We start from the raw sequence: 16818 nt of genomic DNA, 5'->3' as shown, positions 1-16818 counted from the left end.
TTCGGTCAGCTCAGCGGCGCATTTTGGTGATAAGCTCCCGCGCCATGAAAACACCTGCCTCCCGTCCCGTAGTGCTCTGCCTGTCCGGCCACGATCCCAGTGGCGGTGCCGGCCTGCAGGCCGATATCGAAGCCCTGATCGCCCAAGGCTGCCACGCGGCGCCCGCCGTCACCGCGCTGACCGTTCAGGATACCGTCAACGTTTCCGACTTCCGCGTGCTCGACCGCGAGTGGGTGCTGGCCCAGGCCAACGCGGTGATCGCCGACCTGCCGGTGGCTGCGGTCAAGCTGGGCATGCTCGGCTCGGTGCAGATGGTCGATACGGTGGTGGAAATCATGCAGTCGCTGCCCGGTATCCCGCTGGTCTGCGACCCGGTGCTGCGCGCCGGTGGCGGCGGCTCGCTGGGCAAGGACGACGTCGGCTACGCCATGCGCGAGCGCCTGCTGCCGATCGCTGCGGTGGCCACGCCGAACCTGCCCGAGGCACGCATCCTCGCCGAGCTGCCCGAAGGCAGCGCCGACGAATGCGCCGAGAAGCTGCTGCCTTATATAGAGACACTGCTGATCACCGGCGGCCACGGCGACGAGTCGCAGGTGCACAATCGCCTGTACACCCGCGACGGCCAGCGCCATACCTTCACCTGCCAGCGCCTGCCCGGCAGCTACCACGGCTCGGGCTGCACCCTGGCGAGCACCCTCGCCGGCCGCCTGGCCCTGGGCGAGGAGCTGGTGAGCGCGGTGCGCAGCGCCCTGGACTACACCTGGCGCACCCTGCGCGACGCGGAAGCCCCTGGCCACGGCCAGTACGTACCGCGCCGCCTGCCGCTGGACTTCTGTTCCTGACATGCCTGCGCCCGTCGCGGCGGGCGCGAAGATCGAGGTTGTGATGAAACTGCGCGGACTCTACGCCATCACCGACAGCCAGCTGCTCGACGGCGGCCGCCTGTTGCCCTACGTCGAAGCCGCCCTCAAGGGCGGGGCGAAACTGCTGCAGTACCGCGACAAGTCCGACGACGCCTCGCGCCGCCTGCGCGAAGCCGAGGCGCTGCGCGAACTCTGCGCGCGCTACGGCGCCACGCTGCTGATCAACGATGACGCCGAACTGGCCGCGCGCCTGGGCGTCAGCGTGCACCTGGGGCAGACCGATGGCTCGCTGGCCGCCGCCCGCGCCCTGCTCGGCCGCCAGGCCGTCATCGGCGGCACCTGCCACGCCAGCCTCGAAATGGCCGAAAAAGCCATCGCCGAGGGCGCCAGCTACGTCGCCTTCGGCCGCTTCTTCACCTCCCAGACCAAACCCGGCGCCTCGTCCGCCAGCGTCGAACTGCTGGAACAGGCCCGCGAGCGCTTCCCCAACGTGCCGCGCGTGGCCATCGGCGGCGTGACCCTGGACAACGCGCCGGGGCTGATTGCCCGTGGCGCCGACATGATCGCCGTGATCCACGCGCTGTTCGCCGCCGACTCCGCGGCCGAGGTCGAGCAACGCGCCCGCGCCTTCAGTCAACTCTTCGAAACCCGCTGAGCGCCCGCGCGCCCGGCCCTTCACAGCTTCGCGAGGTACACCATGTCCCGTTCCGAAACGCTTTTCGCCAATGCCCAGAAACACATCCCCGGTGGCGTGAACTCGCCGGTGCGCGCGTTCAAGAGCGTCGGCGGCACCCCGCTGTTCTTCAAGCACGCCGAAGGCGCCTACGTGGTGGACGAGGATGACAAGCGCTACGTCGACTACGTCGGCTCCTGGGGCCCGATGATCCTCGGCCACAGCCACCCGGACGTGCTGGACGCCGTGCGCAAGCAGCTCGACCACGGCCTGTCCTACGGCGCGCCGACCGCGCTGGAAGTGGAAATGGCCGACCTGGTCTGCTCCCTGGTGCCGTCGATGGACATGGTGCGCATGGTCAGCTCCGGCACCGAAGCCACCATGAGCGCCATCCGCCTGGCCCGTGGCTACACCGGCCGCGACAGCATCATCAAGTTCGAAGGCTGCTACCACGGCCACTCCGACAGCCTGCTGGTGAAAGCCGGCTCCGGCGCCCTGACCTTCGGCGTACCGAACTCCCCGGGCGTGCCGGCGGCCTTCGCCAAGCACACCCTGACCCTGCCCTACAACGACATCGCCGCCGTCGAGAAGACCCTGGCCGAAGTCGGCAAGGACGTGGCCTGCATCATCGTCGAGCCGGTCGCCGGCAACATGAACTGCGTCCCGCCGGCGCCGGGCTTCCTCGAAGGCCTGCGCAGCCTGTGCGACAAGCATGGCGTGGTGCTGATCTTCGACGAAGTGATGACCGGCTTCCGCGTCGCCCTGGGCGGCGCCCAGGCGCACTACGGCATCACCCCGGACCTGTCGACCTTCGGCAAGATCATCGGCGGCGGCATGCCGGTGGGCGCCTTCGGCGGCAAGCGCGAAATCATGGAGCAGATTTCCCCGCTGGGCCCGGTCTACCAGGCCGGCACCCTGTCGGGCAACCCGCTGGCCATGGCCGCCGGCCTGACCACGCTGCGCCTGATCAGCCGCGCCGGCTTCCACGACGAGCTGACCACCTACACCACCCGCATGCTGCAGGGCCTGCAGGAGCGCGCCGACGCCGCCGGCATCCCCTTCGTGACCACCCAGGCGGGTGCCGCGATGTTCGGCCTGTACTTCACCGACAGCCCTGCCATCGTCACCTTCGACGACGTGATGACCAGCGATGCGGAGCGTTTCAAGCGCTTCTTCCACCTGATGCTGGACGCTGGCGTTTACCTGGCACCGAGCGCCTTCGAGGCCGGTTTCACCTCCATCGCCCACGGCGAAACCGAGCTGAAGCTGACCCTGGACGCCGCCGAGCGCGCGTTCGCCGCGCTCAAGTAAGCCCCTCGCGAAGGCGCCCGAGCGGGCGCCTTCCGCTCTGCGCTGGCACTTTCCGCGCTTTATTCGTACTTTACGTGGAGCTACCGCTGTCATCGCCTTCTGACGAAAGAATAGAAAAGAAGGTAAAGACTTTGTAAGGAAGCGCCTGCTTATTTCATAATGTGAAGGCTGGCGCATTTCGCTGGCCGGGTTTTACCCGCCCCGATCCTGGAGGCCGTTTCTCCCCATGTACCGTTCCGGTCGCACCCTGCTGGGTTGCCTGTTGCTCGCACTGCCCCTGTTCACTCAGGCGGGCGGCAACTCGCTGCTGATTCCAGCCACCGGACGCTGCACCTTGAACACCGTGCCCGAACAGCTGCAACAGGCCCTGGCCAGCTGCCAGCAGGCCGCCAACAGCGGCGACGCCCAGGCACAGTTCGAACTGGGGGAATTCTTCTACACCGGCGAACGCGCCCCGCGCGACTTCCAGGCCGCCCTGCACTGGTACGAGAAAGCCTCGCTGCAAGGCCACGCCGACGCGCAGCTGCGCCTGGGCACCATGTTCTTCCGCGGCGAAGGCGTGAAGGCCAACAACGTGCAGGCCTACATCGTGCTGAAGATGGCCGCGGTCAACGGCGCCGAAGACGCCATGGACAGCGCCGACCTGGTCGCCGAGCAGATGAACAAGGACGAACTGGACATCGCCACCAAGGTGCTCGGACAGATCTTCCGCAACTACCTGATCGAACTGCAGACCGCCGGCAACACGCCGTTCTCGCCGCTGCCGTAGCGGCCGGAGGCCACAGCCTCAAGCCTCAAGCCTCAAGCCTCAAGCCTCAAGCCTCAAGCCTCAAGCGATCATGCTCTAGCTTGCCGCTTGAAGCTTGTCGCTTTCAGCTGCTCTTGTCCGGCATCGGCATGGGGAACGGCATCACATTGCCACTGGGCTTGGCCTCGCTGATCTTCGCGGTGCCCAGGCGCTCCACTTCGTCGATGCGGATGATCGAGTGCAGCGGCACGAAGCTGCGGATGACGCCATCGAACTGCGCCTTGAGCTTCTCCTCGCTGGGGTCGACCACCACCTGGGTGCGCTCGCCGAAGACGAACTCCTCGATCTCCAGGAAACCCCACAGATCGCTCTGGTAGATCTGCTTGGCGTACATCTCGTACACCTGGCCCTGGTTGAGGAAGACCACCTTGTAGATCGGGTTCTCGCGCTTGCTCATGAACGAAGGATGACAGCTTTGCAAAAAGGGCACGCAGCATAGCACATGCGGGCGGCCAGCCATGCGCCGGCAGGTCGATACCACTACAATCAGCGGGCATTTGCCAAGGACGCGCCATGCCCATCTATTCTTCTGCTCGTTGCTCCGCCGCCCTGCTGATCGCCCTCTGCCCGCTCATCGCCTCCGCTGCGCCGGATTGCTCAGCGGCCGCACTGGCTCGCCCCCTGGTGAATGACCTGTTCGCCCGAAAGGACTACAGCGAAGCGATTGTGCGCCTGGAAGCCGTCAGGGACAGGCAATCCCAATGCTCAAGCAAACCTGACCGCAACTGGTACTGGCTGCGCAGCGACCTTGCACTGGCCTACCTGAAAGCCGGCAGGGAGCAGGATTGCCGCAAGCAATTGCAGCCGCTGATCAACAACCCGCGCAGCTCATCCGACGTGAACGCTGTCTTCCCGGAGGATGCCAGGCTTGCCCGCGCGCTGGAGATCAACCAGCGCCTTTGCGAAGAAGCCCATGAAAAGCGCCTGGCGAACTTCACGCAGACGACCTGCCAGACTTCGATCCCGGGTGCGCTGGCCGGTGCGCTGACAGCACAGGGCACCTGTATGGCGCTGCTGCCGGCCACGACTGACACGTCAGGCGCCTGCCCAAGCCTGGAGGAGTGGCAAGGCAGCAAGCGACTGCGTCGGTTGCACCTGGTCGCCAGCGACAACCGCTCGCCCCTGGGCGACGCGTCGCTTTGCTGCAAGATCCACTCGATCCGCGTCGCCCAGGCCGACGGAAAGCCGCTACTGCGCTTGCAGGGTGAGGGGCGCGACTGCTTCGGCGGCAGCGCCTATGACCTACTGGATGCGACCTACGAGCTCAACGGCAGCGAGCTCAAACCGCTGGAAGACTTCTCCCTCGTCTATTGACGCGGTAGCAGACAGGTCTGTCGGGCCTTATAATACGCGGTCATTTTTTAACCAGCTCAAGACAGGTTCCATGGCCAAGAAGCTTTTCATCCAGACCCACGGTTGCCAGATGAACGAGTACGACAGCTCGCGCATGGCCGATCTGCTGGGTGAGCACCAGGCCCTGGAAATCACCGAGAAGGCCGAAGAGGCCGACGTCATCCTGCTCAACACCTGCTCGATCCGCGAGAAGGCCCAGGAGAAGGTGTTCTCCGAACTGGGCGCCTGGCGCACCCTCAAGCAGCAGAACCCGAACCTGATCATCGGCGTCGGTGGCTGCGTGGCCAGCCAGGAAGGCGCGGCGATCCGCGATCGCGCGCCCTATGTCGACGTGGTGTTCGGCCCGCAGACCCTGCACCGCCTGCCGGAGATGATCGACGCCGCCCGCACCACCCGCAAACCGCAGGTGGACGTGTCCTTCCCGGAGATCGAGAAGTTCGACCGCCTGCCCGAGCCGCGCGTCGACGGCCCCACGGCCTTCGTCTCGGTGATGGAAGGCTGCAGCAAGTACTGCACCTTCTGCGTGGTGCCCTATACCCGCGGCGAGGAAGTCAGCCGCCCGTTCGACGACGTGCTGGCAGAGGTGATCCACCTCGCCGAGAACGGCGTGCAGGAAGTCACCCTGCTGGGCCAGAACGTCAACGGCTACCGTGGTCAGACCCATGACGGCCGAATCGCCGACTTCGCCGAGCTGATCCGCGTGGTGGCCGAGGTCGATGGCATCGAGCGCATCCGCTACACCACCTCGCACCCGCTGGAGTTCTCCGACTCGCTGATCGCCGCCCACGCCGAAGTGCCGCAGCTGGTGAAGTTCGTCCACCTGCCGGTGCAGGCCGGTTCCGACCGCATCCTCGCCGCCATGAAGCGCAACCACACCGCGCTGGAATTCAAGTCGCGCATCCGCAAGCTGAAGGCCGCGGTGCCGGACATCTGCATCAGCTCGGACTTCATCATCGGCTTCCCCGGCGAGACCGAGAAGGACTTCGAGCAGACCCTGAAGCTGGTGGAGGACGTCGGCTTCGACTACTCCTTCTCCTTCATCTACAGCTCGCGCCCGGGCACTCCGGCCGCCGACCTGGTGGACGACACCCCGGACGAAGTGAAGAAGCAGCGCCTGCTGATCCTCAACAGCCGCCTCAACCAGCAGGGCTTCGAGATCAGCCGACGGATGGTTGGCAGCATCCAGCGCATCCTCGTCACCGACTACGCCAAGCGCGACCCCGGCCAGCTGCAGGGCCGCACCGAGAACAACCGGGTGGTCAACTTCCGCTGCGACAACCCGCGCCTGATCGGCCAGTTCGTCGACGTGGAAATCTACGAGGCGCTGCCCAATTCCCTGCGCGCCACCCTCGTGGAAACCCGTCACTGACCGTTGAAACACATCACTGACCAACGACCGTTGAATACCCCGGCGGCGACTGAACTTTCGTACTCGGTCGGCTGGGGTTATCCTTCGACCATCTCCCTTTGAAGCACGGCGACTTAGACAACACCTTGAACGCCCCCCTGGATATCCATCGTTTCCTGCTCGAGCCCTTCGAGGCCCGCAGCTTCGCCAACCTGTGCGGCCAGTTCGACGAACACCTGCACCAGATCGAGAAGCGCCTCGGCATCGAGATCCGCAATCGCGGCAACCAGTTCGAACTGGTGGGTGCCCCCGAGCGCACCCAGGCGGCCGAGAACCTCCTGCAGCGCCTCTACCGCGAAGTGCAGAACGGCACCGAGATGACCCCTGACCTGGTCCACCTGTTCCTGCAGGAGTCCGGCCTGGAAGAACTCGCCGTCGAGCCTGTCATCCCGCAGATCACGCTCAAGACCCGCCAGGCGCACATCCGCCCGCGCGGCGCCAACCAGCAGCGCTACGTGAAGGCGATCCTCGACCACGACATCAACTTCGGCATCGGCCCGGCCGGCACCGGCAAGACCTACCTCGCCGTGGCCTGCGCGGTGGACGCCCTGGAGCGCGAGCAGATCCGCCGCATCCTGTTGGTGCGTCCGGCGGTGGAAGCCGGCGAGAAGCTCGGCTTCCTGCCCGGCGACCTGTCGCAGAAGATCGACCCCTACCTGCGCCCGCTGTACGACGCGCTGTACGAGATGCTCGGCTTCGAGACCGTGGCCAAGCTGATCGAGCGCCAGGTGATCGAAGTCGCGCCGCTGGCCTACATGCGCGGCCGCACGCTGAGCAACAGCTTCATCATCCTCGACGAAAGCCAGAACACCACGATGGAACAGATGAAGATGTTCCTCACCCGGATCGGCTTCGGCTCCACCGCGGTGATCACCGGCGACGTCACCCAGGTCGACCTGCCCAAGGGCACCCGCTCGGGCCTCAAGCACGTGATGGAAGTGCTGCGCGATGTCCCCGGCATCAGCTTCACCCACTTCAAGTCCAAGGACGTCGTGCGCCACCCGCTGGTGCAGCGCATCGTCGATGCCTACGACGCCTACGAGAATCGCCTGACCGGCGTAGACGGCCAGGACAAGAAAAATGCTTGAACTGGACCTGCAGGTCGCTTGCCAAGCAACCGGCCTGCCAAGCGAAGCGCAGTTTCGCCAGTGGTGCGAACTGGCGCTGCGCCAGCGACAGAATGATTCTGAACTGACCATCCGCCTGGTGGACGAAGTCGAAGGGCGCGAACTGAACAAGACCTGGCGACACAAGGACTACGCCACCAACGTACTGTCCTTCCCCGCCGACGTTCCCGACGAGCTGCTGGACATCCCGCTGCTCGGCGACCTGGTGATCTGCGCTGCCGTGGTGACCCGCGAGGCTGCCGATCAGGGCAAGTCCGCCGAGGCCCACTGGGCCCACCTGGTCATCCATGGCTGCCTCCATCTGCTCGGCTACGATCACATCGACGACGTCGAGGCCGAGGAAATGGAAAGCCTGGAACGCGAATTGCTGGCTGAACTGGGTCACCCGGACCCGTATGCGGCCGACGAAGAATAAAGCCACCGAGCAAGGAAAAAATGAGCGAAGACCGATCGAGCAATGGGCACAAGTCGTGGTTGGACAAGATCACCCAGGCTTTTGCCCATGAGCCGAGAAACCGCCAGGAGCTGCTTGAGCTGCTGCGCGAAGCCCACGACAACAAGCTGCTGGACAGCGAAGCGTTGTCGATCGTCGAAGGCGCGATCCAGGTGGCGGACCTCCAGGTCCGTGACATCATGATTCCGCGATCGCAGATGATTTCCATCAAGTCGACGCAGAAGCCTGCCGACTTCCTCCCCGCCATCATCGAAGCGGCGCACTCGCGCTACCCGGTGATCGGCGAGAGCCTGGACGACATCATGGGCGTCCTGCTGGCCAAGGACCTGCTGCCGCTGATCCTCCAGGACCCGAGCCAGGCCTTCAACATCAAGGACCTGCTGCGCCCGGCCACCTTCGTGCCGGAGTCCAAGCGCCTGAACGTACTGCTGCGCGAGTTCCGCGCCAACCGCAACCACATGGCCATCGTCATCGACGAGTACGGCGGCGTGGCTGGGCTTGTGACCATCGAGGACGTGCTGGAGCAGATCGTCGGCGACATCGAGGACGAGCACGACGTCGAGGAGGACAGCTACATCAAGCCGCTGCCCAGCGGCGACTTCATCGTCAAGGCGCTGACCCCGGTGGAAGCCTTCAACGACTTCTTCGGCGCGGAGTTCTCCGACGAGGAATTCGATACCGTCGGCGGTGTGGTGATGAGTGCCTTCGGCCACCTGCCCAAGCGCAACGAGACCACCGAGCTGGGTGGCTACCGCTTCCGCGTGCTGAATGCGGACAGCCGCCGCCTGCACCTGCTGCGCCTCACGCCCTTACAGGACTAACGGCCAGCACCTGTAGGAGCGAGCTTGCTCGCGAACCAAAGCCGCTACGGCGGCCATTCGCGAGCAAGCTCGCTCCTACAAACATTCTCAGCCTTTCCTGCAACACCCTGCCGCAGTCGGCCCATGGCTTTTGGCTTGCATCCCCATAGCCTACCGTTCGTCTCTCCATTACTCTTGCGCATCGCTTAACCGCCACAAGGATTCCCGATGCGCTGGATCACCCGCCCCGGCCTGCCAGGCCATTTGCTCGCCCTGGCCGCTGGCGCGCTCACCCCGCTGGCCCTGGCCCCGTTCGGCTACTGGCCGCTGGCGGTGTTGTCGCTGGCCCTGTTCTACCTCGGCCTGCGCGGCACGACCCCGCGCTCGGCGCTGTGGCGCGGCTGGTGGTACGGCTTCGGCGCCTTCATCGCCGGCACCAGCTGGATCTACTTCAGCATCCACGACTTCGGCGGCGCCTCCGGGCCCCTGGCCGCCTTCCTGGTGATCGGCTTCAGCGCCGGCGTGGCGTTCTTCTTCGGCCTGCCGGCTTGGGTCTGGGCGCGCTTCCTGCGTCGCAACAACGCCCCGGTCAGCGACGCCCTGGCGTTCGCCGCCCTGTGGGTGGTGCTGGAGCTGTTCCGCAGCTGGTTCCTCACCGGCTTCCCCTGGCTCTACGCCGGCTACAGCCAGCTGGAAGGCCCGCTGGCCGGCCTCGCCCCACTGGGCGGCGTCTGGCTGGTGTCGTTCGGCATCGCTCTTTCCGCCGCGCTGATCATCAACCTCCCGGCGCTGACCCGCCGTCCGGGCCGCCTGGTGGCGGGGCTGCTCCTGCTGATCGCACCCTGGGCCGTCGGCCTGTTCTACCAGGGCCACGCCTGGACCAGCCCGGCCGGTGCGCCGCTGAAGGTCGCAGCCATCCAGGGCAACATCGCCCAGGAAATGAAGTGGGACCCCAAGGCCATCACCCACCAGCTGGAGCTATACCGCGATCTGACCGCCGAACAGAACGGCTTCGACCTGATCGTCTGGCCCGAGACCGCCGTGCCGGTACTCAAGGACCAGGCCGCCGGCTACCTGGAAATGATCAACGGCGTCGCCAGCGCCAAGAAGGCCGCGCTGATCACCGGCGTGCCGGTGCGCGAAAGGACTGCCGACGGCGTGCGCTACTACAACGGCATCACCGTGGTCGGTGAAGGTAGCGGCAACTACCTGAAGCAGAAGCTGGTGCCCTTCGGCGAGTACGTGCCGCTGCAGGAAGTACTGCGCGGCCTGATCGCCTTCTTCGACCTGCCCATGTCCGACTTCGCCCGCGGCCCGGCCGACCAGCCGCTGCTCAAGGCCAAGGGCTACAGCGTGGCGCCGTTCATCTGCTACGAAGTGGTCTACCCGGAGTTCGCCGCCGAACTGGCGGCGCAGAGCCAACTGCTGCTCACCATCAGCAACGACACCTGGTTCGGCAAGTCCATCGGCCCCCTGCAGCACCTGCAGATGGCGCAGATGCGCGCCCTCGAAGCCGGACGCTGGATGGTGCGCGGCACCAACAATGGCGTCACCGCGCTGATCGACCCGTTCGGCAAGCTTTCGGTGCAGATTCCGCAGTTCCAGCAGGGCGTTCTGCATGGCGAAGTGGTGCCGATGCAGGGCCTGACGCCCTACCTGAAGTGGCGCATCTGGCCGCTGGCGATTCTCAGCGCCGTGCTGATGGTCTGGGCCCTGGTACGCCGCCGCACGCACCCGGAAGAGCGCCGGCTATTCGGCTGATCCCCACGAAAAGGGCCTCATCGCGAGGCCCTTTTTCATTCGGGATGCCGGCGTCCCCGTAGGAGCGGGCTCCGTCCGCGATAGGCCCGCATCGCGCCGGAAGCCATCACTGGCGATAGAACAACCGATACCCCACCAACCCGATCGCCTCGTTAAGCAACTGCCCGCTCTGCCAGATCGCCCGCCCCTCGGGCAGCCAGCCGCCCAGGGGCACGGCGTCATCCGTGCCGATATAACCCGCGGGCGCCGGCACCACCTCAAAGCCGGCCTTCTCGAAGCTCCAGACCGAGCGCGGCATGTGGATGGCGCTGGTGACCAGCACCACCCGCCGGATGCCAGCCTCGTGCAGCATCTGCGCGCTGAACTGCGCATTCTCCCAAGTGGTGCGGCTGCGTCCTTCCTCCCAGCGCACCGGCACGCCGTAATCGTCCTGCAGGCTCTGCGCCATGATCCGCGCTTCCGAAGGTGGCGTGCCGTAGTGAAGCCCGCCGGAAGTCAGCACCGGCAATCCACTGGCCTTGGCCAGCCGGGCAGCGTAGCGGATGCGCTCGCGGGCCATCAGGCCGGGCTGGTCCTCGTCCCAGGCACGGTCGCCGCGCACCCGACCGGCGCCCAGCACCACGATGGCATCAGCGCGCTGCGCCAGCGCGGCCCACTCGGTCTGCCGCAGCGGCTCCTGCTGCCGCTCCAGTTGGCGCGCCCCCCACTCCACGGTGACCGGCAGGCTCATCAACAGCAGCCCGAGGAAACCGGACAGGAAGCAGAGGGAAGAAAAGCGCGGGTAGCGCCGGCGCAGTACGAAACCCAGGAACAGCAGCAGGAGCAGCAGCCCCGGCGGCATGAAGAACTGTTTGAGGATGAAGCGGATGGGCATTGGCGACTCCTTGTCGAGGCGCCAAGCCTAACGGATCGAGGGGTTGTCAGCGTGCTTTGGCGTTGCGGAACAGCTGCGAGCCGCAGGAATTGCAGGGCAGCACGCCCTGGTGACGACTCCAGGCCACCGGCGCTCCGCACAATGCGCATTGCAGCTGCTGCGGACGCGACACCAGGCGCGGCCGACTGGGTGGCACCGGATGACGCGCAGGGCGCGGCGCGCGATTGGGCGAGCGCTCCAGCAACGCCAGTTCCTCGGCGGCGGCGTGCCAGCCGCGCAGCCAGTTCACATCCTGATCCAGATAGGCGCGGATCAGCGCCATCTCCGCACTGCTCAAACCGCGCAACTCCAGCTCTACCGGGCATTCGTCACGCAAGCGCTCTGCGGTATCGGCCTCATCCAGGGCCAGTGCGAGCCGTTGCAACAACCGTTCATACAGACCGGAACCCGAAGCACTTGCGCGATGCAGCTCAGCCATCAGTCACCTCAAGACAGGCGGAAACCTCCCGCCTTCAGGCAAAGCTTAGCGGCCCGCTTCCGCCCGGACCGAGCGTGCGACAAACGGCGCGGGCTACCGGCTGGGGGTGGGGTCATGTATGCTACAAGGCTTTCTGTAGCCGCCCGGCCCGTGTCTTCTCAGGGGTTGGCGAAGCGGAGGGCCCCTCGACCTCCCCGGCCGCACAATTATCCTCCGTACAGGTTCAAATCGCGCCATGCACGAGCAATACCAGCCTCTCGAGATCGAATCCCAGGCCCAGAACTTCTGGAACGAACACAACTCCTTCCGCGTCGACGAAGTCGCCGGCAAGGAGAAGTTCTACTGCCTGTCGATGTTCCCGTATCCGAGCGGCAAGCTACACATGGGGCACGTGCGCAATTACACCATCGGTGACGTGATCAGCCGCTACCACCGCATGCAGGGCAAGAACGTCCTGCAGCCGATGGGCTGGGACGCCTTCGGCATGCCGGCGGAAAACGCCGCGATGAAGAACAACGTCGCACCCGCAGCCTGGACCTACGACAACATCGCCTACATGAAGTCCCAGCTCAACAGCCTGGGCCTGGCCATCGACTGGTCCCGCGAAGTCACCACCTGCAAGCCGGACTACTACCGCTGGGAACAGTGGCTGTTCACCCGCCTGTTCGAGAAAGGCGTGATCTACCGCAAGAACGGTACCGTGAACTGGGACCCGGCCGACCAGACCGTACTGGCCAACGAGCAGGTCATCGACGGCCGTGGCTGGCGTTCGGGCGCGCTGATCGAGAAGCGCGAAATCCCGATGTACTACTTCAAGATCACCGCCTACGCCGAAGAGCTGCTGTCCAGCCTCGACGACCTGCCAGGCTGGCCCGAGCAGGTCAAGACCATGCAGCGCAACTGGATCGGCAAGTCCCGCGGCATGGAGATCGCCTTCCCCTATGACCAGGCTTCCATCGGCGCAGCCGGCCAGCTGAAGGTCTTCACCACCCGTCCGGACACCCTGATGGGCGCCACCTACGTCGCCGTGGCCGCCGAGCATCCGCTGGCCACCCTGGCCGCCGAGCGCGATGGTTCCCTGCAGGCGTTCATCGACGAGTGCAAGCGCGGCGGCGTCGCCGAAGCCGACATCGCCACCCAGGAGAAGAAAGGCGTCGCCACTTCCCTGTTCGTCGAACACCCGCTGACCGGCGACAAGCTGCCAGTGTGGATCGCCAACTACGTCCTGATGACCTACGGCGAAGGCGCCGTGATGGCTGTGCCGGGTCACGACGAGCGCGATTTCGAGTTCTCCAACAAGTACGGCCTGCCCATCGTCCAGGTCATTGCCAAGGTAGAAGGCGACAACGACTTCGAAGCCGGCACCTGGAAAGAGTGGTACGGCCTGAAGGACGACTCCGTCATCACCGTCAACTCCGGCAAGTACGATGGTCTGGGCTACCAGGCTGCGTTCGACGCCATCGGCGCCGACCTCGCCGCCAAGGAACTCGGCCAGCAGCGCACGCAGTTCCGCCTGCGCGACTGGGGCATCAGCCGCCAGCGCTACTGGGGCTGCCCGATCCCGATCATCCACTGCGACACCTGCGGCGACGTGCCGGTCCCGGCCGACCAGCTGCCAGTGGTCCTGCCCGAAGACGTGGTGCCGGACGGCGCCGGTTCGCCCCTGGCCAAGCTGCCGTCGTTCTACGAGTGCAGCTGCCCGACATGCGGCCAGCCGGCCAAGCGCGAAACCGACACCATGGACACCTTCGTCGAATCGTCCTGGTACTTCGCCCGCTACGCCTGCCCGCAGTTCGAAGACGGCATGCTGGACAAGAAGGCCGCCAACTACTGGCTGCCGGTCGACCAGTACATCGGCGGCATCGAGCACGCCATCCTCCACCTGCTCTACGCGCGCTTCTTCCACAAGCTGATGCGCGACGAAGGCCTGATCGACTCCGACGAGCCGTTCAAGAACCTGCTGACCCAGGGCATGGTGGTCGCCGAGACCTACTACCGTGTCGCCGCCAACGGTGGCAAGGAATGGTTCAACCCCGCCGACGTCGAAGTCGAGCGTGATGCCAAGGCCAAGGTCATCGGCGCGCGCCTGAAGACCGACGGCCTGCCGGTGGAAATCGGCGGTACCGAGAAGATGTCCAAGTCCAAGAACAACGGCGTGGACCCGCAGGCCATGATCGACGCCTACGGCGCCGACACCTGCCGCCTGTTCATGATGTTCGCCTCGCCGCCGGACATGAGCTGCGAATGGTCCGACTCCGGTATCGAAGGCGCCAACCGCTTCCTGCGCCGCGTCTGGCGTCTGGCCCAGGCCCACGTCAACGCAGGCCCCGCCGGCGCCGTGGACAAGTCCGCGCTGGACGATGCACAGAAGGCCGTTCACCGCGCCATCCACCTGGCCATCCGCCAGGCCAGCCAGGATGTCGGCCAGCACCACAAGTTCAACACCGCCATCGCCGCCGTGATGACCCTGATGAACGTGCTGGAGAAGGCCCCGGCCGAATCCGCCGCCGACCGCAGCCTGCTGCAGGAAGGCCTCGAAACCGTCACCCTGCTGCTCGCCCCGATCACCCCGCACATCTGCCACGTGGTCTGGGAAGAGCTGGGCAAGGACGGCGCCGTCATCGACGCCAGCTGGCCGCAGGTCGACGAAGCCGCCCTGGTGCAGGACAGCCTGCAACTGGTGGTACAGGTCAACGGCAAGCTGCGCGGCCACATCGAAATGCCCGCCAGCGCCAGCCGCGAGGACGTCGAAGCGGCCGCCCGCGCCAACGAGAACGTGCTGCGCTTCACCGACGGCCTGACCATCCGCAAGGTGATCGTGGTCCCGGGCAAGCTGGTCAACATCGTCGCCAACTGAAAACAACGCTGGAAAAGACCTATTCGCCCGTGGCACCTTCGCCACGGGCACAGTGGATCAACAGGAGTGAGGGAAGCTTGATGAAACGTATTCTGACCAGCCTCGCGCTGATCGGCCTGGCCAGCGTACTGACCGCCTGCGGTTTCCAACTGCGCGGCATGGGCGATACGCACTTTGCGCTGAAGGAAATCGACGTGAGCGCGCGCAATGCCTACGGCGAAACCGTCACTCAGCTCAAGCAGGTACTTGAAGGCAGTGGCGTGAAAGTCGTCTCCCGCGCGCCCTACCACCTGATCCTCGCTCGCGAGGACGTGACCCAGCGCAGCGTCAGCTACACCAGCTCCGCCCGCAGCGCGGAAAACGAATTGACCAACACCCTGAGCTACGAGATCCGCGGCACCGACAACCTGCTGCTGCTCGCCAACCAGGTCCAGGTGCGCAAGGTCTATGTACAGGACGAGAACAACCTGATCGGCTCCGACCAGGAAGCCCAGCAGATCCGCAACGAAATGCGCCGCGATCTGGTTCAGCAGATGGCCACTCGCCTGCAACTGATCACCCCGGCCCAACTCGACGAGCTGGAAGCCAAGGCACAAGCCAAGGCCAAGGCAGAAGCCGATGCGATGAAGGCCGCGGACGAGGCAGCCAAGTCTCAGCCGCAGCAATCGCCGATCGAATTCCCGAAAGCGCAATAAGAGACAGGGGCCGGCAACACCGGCCCCTTCTTCATCATGAAGCTCAATCCCGGACAACTCGCCAAGCACCTGCAAGGCAATCTCGCGCCCGTCTACGTGGTCAGCGGCGACGAGCCACTGCTCTGCCAGGAAGCCTGCGACGCCATTCGCACCGCCTGTCGCCAGCGCGATTTCGGTGAGCGCCAGGTGTTCAATGCCGAAGCCAATTTCGACTGGGGCCAGTTGCTCGAAGCCGGCGCCAGCCTCTCGCTGTTCGCCGAAAAGCGCCTGATCGAGCTGCGCCTGCCCTCGGGCAAGCCCGGCGACAAGGGCGCGGCGATCCTCCAGGAATACCTGCAGCGCCCGCCGGAAGACACCGTCCTGCTGGTCAACCTGCCCAAGCTCGACGGCAGCACGCAGAAGACCAAATGGGCCAAGGCCCTGATCGACGGCGACGTCGCCCAGTTCATCCAGATCTGGCCGATCGACGCGCACCAGCTGCCGCAGTGGATTCGCCAGCGCCTGTCCCAGGCCGGACTGGCCGCCAGCCAGGAAGCGGTGGACCTGATTGCCGCCCGCGTCGAAGGCAACCTGCTGGCCGCCGCCCAGGAAATCGAAAAGCTCAAGCTGCTCGCCGAAGGCCAGCAGGTCGACGCCGACACCGTGCAGGCCGCCGTGGCTGACAGCGCGCGCTTCGACGTCTTCGGCCTGATCGATGCCGCCCTCAATGGCGAAGCCGCCCACTGCCTGCGCATGCTCGAAGGCCTGCGCGGCGAAGGCGTGGAGCCGCCGGTGATCCTCTGGGCCCTGGCCCGGGAAATCCGCGTCCTGGCCAACCTCGCCCAGCAGTTCAGCCAGGGCGTGCCGCTGGACAAGGCATTCAGCCAGGCCCGCCCGCCGATCTGGGACAAGCGCCGCCCACTGATGAGCAAGGCTTTGCAGCGCCATACCGCGCCGCGCTGGAACCAGATGCTGCAGGACGCCCAACTGATCGACGCGCAGATCAAGGGCCAGGCCGCCGGCAACGTCTGGGCCAGCCTCGCCCGCCTCGCCCTGCTGGTCGCCGGCCAGCGCATCAACCTGCCCGCCGCCTGACGCTTACCGGCAGGCTCTGTAGGGCGCATAACCTGGAACAGGTTCTCCGCCAGCAACTGCGCGGCGGATAACGCTGGCGCGCTATCCGCCCTACGAAACTACAAATTGATCGCGGGACCAGCCGATTGCGTAGGAGCGGACTCTGTCCGCGATGGCCTCCGGCGCGATGCGAACCTATCGCGGACGAAGTCCGCTTGTATGGCGTTAGGGTAGGAACCTGTCGGGGGTGGAGGGACAAAGTCCGCTTCTGCAAGCCAGACGGTAGGAGACTTCCCCCGCCCA

15 protein-coding genes and 1 pseudogene are annotated in these 16818 nt (G+C 65.6%); 13 read left to right on the top strand and 3 right to left on the bottom strand.

Features of this window, described 5'->3' with window-relative positions:
* Positions 1-44: 44 nt before the first annotated feature.
* The 4 genes from HNP46_RS32910 (at position 45) to HNP46_RS32895 (ending at position 3616) form a co-directional block, all read left to right on the top strand.
* Positions 45-842: a hydroxymethylpyrimidine/phosphomethylpyrimidine kinase gene (locus tag HNP46_RS32910; RefSeq protein ID WP_184597597.1), complete on the top strand. Its 798-nt coding sequence runs from the start codon at positions 45-47 to the stop codon at positions 840-842.
* Positions 843-885: 43 nt separating this feature from the next.
* Positions 886-1518 (top strand): thiamine phosphate synthase, encoded by a 633-nt coding sequence (gene thiE, locus HNP46_RS32905; protein ID WP_184597595.1) that lies wholly within the window; start codon positions 886-888, stop codon positions 1516-1518.
* Positions 1519-1560: 42 nt separating this feature from the next.
* Positions 1561-2847 carry a glutamate-1-semialdehyde 2,1-aminomutase gene (gene hemL, locus HNP46_RS32900; protein WP_184597593.1) on the top strand — a complete coding sequence of 429 codons (1287 nt, stop codon included), beginning with the start codon at positions 1561-1563 and terminating at the stop codon, positions 2845-2847.
* 226 nt (positions 2848-3073) lie between these two features.
* The gene (locus HNP46_RS32895) at positions 3074-3616 is read left to right on the top strand and encodes a tetratricopeptide repeat protein (protein WP_184597591.1); all 543 of its coding nucleotides are present in this window, start codon (positions 3074-3076) and stop codon (positions 3614-3616) included.
* A gap of 103 nt (positions 3617-3719) precedes the next feature.
* Here HNP46_RS32895 and HNP46_RS32890 read toward each other — a convergent pair whose 3' ends face one another.
* Complete coding sequence (locus tag HNP46_RS32890) at positions 3720-4052, bottom strand: DUF1820 family protein (protein WP_184597589.1); 333 nt, start codon at positions 4050-4052, stop codon at positions 3720-3722.
* Positions 4053-4168: 116 nt separating this feature from the next.
* On the opposite strand from HNP46_RS32890, the gene HNP46_RS32885 reads away from it, so the two are divergent.
* The 6 genes and pseudogenes from HNP46_RS32885 to lnt all read left to right on the top strand — a co-directional run bounded on the left by HNP46_RS32885 (position 4169) and on the right by lnt (position 10558).
* Positions 4169-4969 (top strand): hypothetical protein, encoded by an 801-nt coding sequence (locus tag HNP46_RS32885; RefSeq protein WP_184597587.1) that lies wholly within the window; start codon positions 4169-4171, stop codon positions 4967-4969.
* 70 nt (positions 4970-5039) lie between these two features.
* Positions 5040-6377, top strand: coding sequence for a tRNA (N6-isopentenyl adenosine(37)-C2)-methylthiotransferase MiaB (gene miaB, locus HNP46_RS32880; protein ID WP_184597585.1), 1338 nt, complete (start codon positions 5040-5042; stop codon positions 6375-6377).
* Positions 6378-6502: 125 nt separating this feature from the next.
* The gene (locus HNP46_RS32875; protein ID WP_184597583.1) at positions 6503-7504 is read left to right on the top strand and encodes a PhoH family protein; all 1002 of its coding nucleotides are present in this window, start codon (positions 6503-6505) and stop codon (positions 7502-7504) included.
* Positions 7497-7978 (top strand): annotated as a pseudogene (gene ybeY, locus HNP46_RS32870) (rRNA maturation RNase YbeY); the annotation flags it as partial. The gene HNP46_RS32875 and the pseudogene ybeY, both read left to right, overlap by 8 nt.
* Positions 7979-8818, top strand: coding sequence for an HlyC/CorC family transporter (locus HNP46_RS32865; RefSeq protein WP_184597579.1), 840 nt, complete (start codon positions 7979-7981; stop codon positions 8816-8818).
* 207 nt (positions 8819-9025) lie between these two features.
* Positions 9026-10558: an apolipoprotein N-acyltransferase gene (gene lnt / locus HNP46_RS32860; RefSeq protein ID WP_184597577.1), complete on the top strand. Its 1533-nt coding sequence runs from the start codon at positions 9026-9028 to the stop codon at positions 10556-10558.
* Between the two features lie 106 nt (positions 10559-10664).
* Here lnt and HNP46_RS32855 read toward each other — a convergent pair whose 3' ends face one another.
* Together HNP46_RS32855 and HNP46_RS32850 are read right to left on the bottom strand one after the other, a co-directional pair.
* Positions 10665-11432: a YdcF family protein gene (locus HNP46_RS32855; RefSeq protein ID WP_184597575.1), complete on the bottom strand. Its 768-nt coding sequence runs from the start codon at positions 11430-11432 to the stop codon at positions 10665-10667.
* 46 nt (positions 11433-11478) lie between these two features.
* A complete protein-coding gene (locus HNP46_RS32850; RefSeq protein WP_184597573.1) occupies positions 11479-11910 on the bottom strand; it encodes a hypothetical protein in 432 nt (143 codons plus the stop codon).
* A gap of 235 nt (positions 11911-12145) precedes the next feature.
* On the opposite strand from HNP46_RS32850, the gene leuS reads away from it, so the two are divergent.
* The 3 genes from leuS (at position 12146) to holA (ending at position 16536) form a co-directional block, all read left to right on the top strand.
* Positions 12146-14767 (top strand): leucine--tRNA ligase, encoded by a 2622-nt coding sequence (leuS, locus tag HNP46_RS32845; protein WP_184597571.1) that lies wholly within the window; start codon positions 12146-12148, stop codon positions 14765-14767.
* 80 nt (positions 14768-14847) lie between these two features.
* The gene (lptE, locus tag HNP46_RS32840; RefSeq protein ID WP_184597569.1) at positions 14848-15462 is read left to right on the top strand and encodes an LPS assembly lipoprotein LptE; all 615 of its coding nucleotides are present in this window, start codon (positions 14848-14850) and stop codon (positions 15460-15462) included.
* Between the two features lie 36 nt (positions 15463-15498).
* On the top strand, positions 15499-16536 hold the full coding sequence (gene holA / locus HNP46_RS32835) for a DNA polymerase III subunit delta (RefSeq protein WP_184597567.1): 1038 nt from the start codon (positions 15499-15501) through the stop codon (positions 16534-16536).
* The last annotated feature ends 282 nt before the right edge of the window (positions 16537-16818 follow it).

It is taken from the genome of Pseudomonas nitroreducens, from assembly GCF_014204515.1.
Lineage (GTDB): Bacteria > Pseudomonadota > Gammaproteobacteria > Pseudomonadales > Pseudomonadaceae > Pseudomonas > Pseudomonas nitritireducens_A.
Note: the sequence above shows the minus strand (reverse complement) of the source record. Positions and strands in the feature narration are given on the sequence as shown.

Excerpts from the sequence above, each read along its gene's own strand:
- holA (WP_184597567.1), top strand. The coding sequence starts at position 15,499 with ATGAAGCTCAATCCCGGACAACTCGCCAAGCACCTGCAAGGCAATCTC.
- HNP46_RS32910 (WP_184597597.1), top strand. The coding sequence starts at position 45 with ATGAAAACACCTGCCTCCCGTCCCGTAGTGCTCTGCCTGTCCGGCCAC.
- leuS (WP_184597571.1), top strand. The coding sequence starts at position 12,146 with ATGCACGAGCAATACCAGCCTCTCGAGATCGAATCCCAGGCCCAGAAC.
- miaB (WP_184597585.1), top strand. The coding sequence starts at position 5,040 with ATGGCCAAGAAGCTTTTCATCCAGACCCACGGTTGCCAGATGAACGAG.
- HNP46_RS32885 (WP_184597587.1), top strand. The coding sequence starts at position 4,169 with ATGCCCATCTATTCTTCTGCTCGTTGCTCCGCCGCCCTGCTGATCGCC.
- HNP46_RS32895 (WP_184597591.1), top strand. The coding sequence starts at position 3,074 with ATGTACCGTTCCGGTCGCACCCTGCTGGGTTGCCTGTTGCTCGCACTG.
- lptE (WP_184597569.1), top strand. The coding sequence starts at position 14,848 with ATGAAACGTATTCTGACCAGCCTCGCGCTGATCGGCCTGGCCAGCGTA.
- thiE (WP_184597595.1), top strand. The coding sequence starts at position 886 with ATGAAACTGCGCGGACTCTACGCCATCACCGACAGCCAGCTGCTCGAC.
- hemL (WP_184597593.1), top strand. The coding sequence starts at position 1,561 with ATGTCCCGTTCCGAAACGCTTTTCGCCAATGCCCAGAAACACATCCCC.
- HNP46_RS32890 (WP_184597589.1), bottom strand. The coding sequence starts at position 4,052 with ATGAGCAAGCGCGAGAACCCGATCTACAAGGTGGTCTTCCTCAACCAG.
- HNP46_RS32855 (WP_184597575.1), bottom strand. The coding sequence starts at position 11,432 with ATGCCCATCCGCTTCATCCTCAAACAGTTCTTCATGCCGCCGGGGCTG.
- HNP46_RS32850 (WP_184597573.1), bottom strand. The coding sequence starts at position 11,910 with ATGGCTGAGCTGCATCGCGCAAGTGCTTCGGGTTCCGGTCTGTATGAA.
- HNP46_RS32865 (WP_184597579.1), top strand. The coding sequence starts at position 7,979 with ATGAGCGAAGACCGATCGAGCAATGGGCACAAGTCGTGGTTGGACAAG.
- lnt (WP_184597577.1), top strand. The coding sequence starts at position 9,026 with ATGCGCTGGATCACCCGCCCCGGCCTGCCAGGCCATTTGCTCGCCCTG.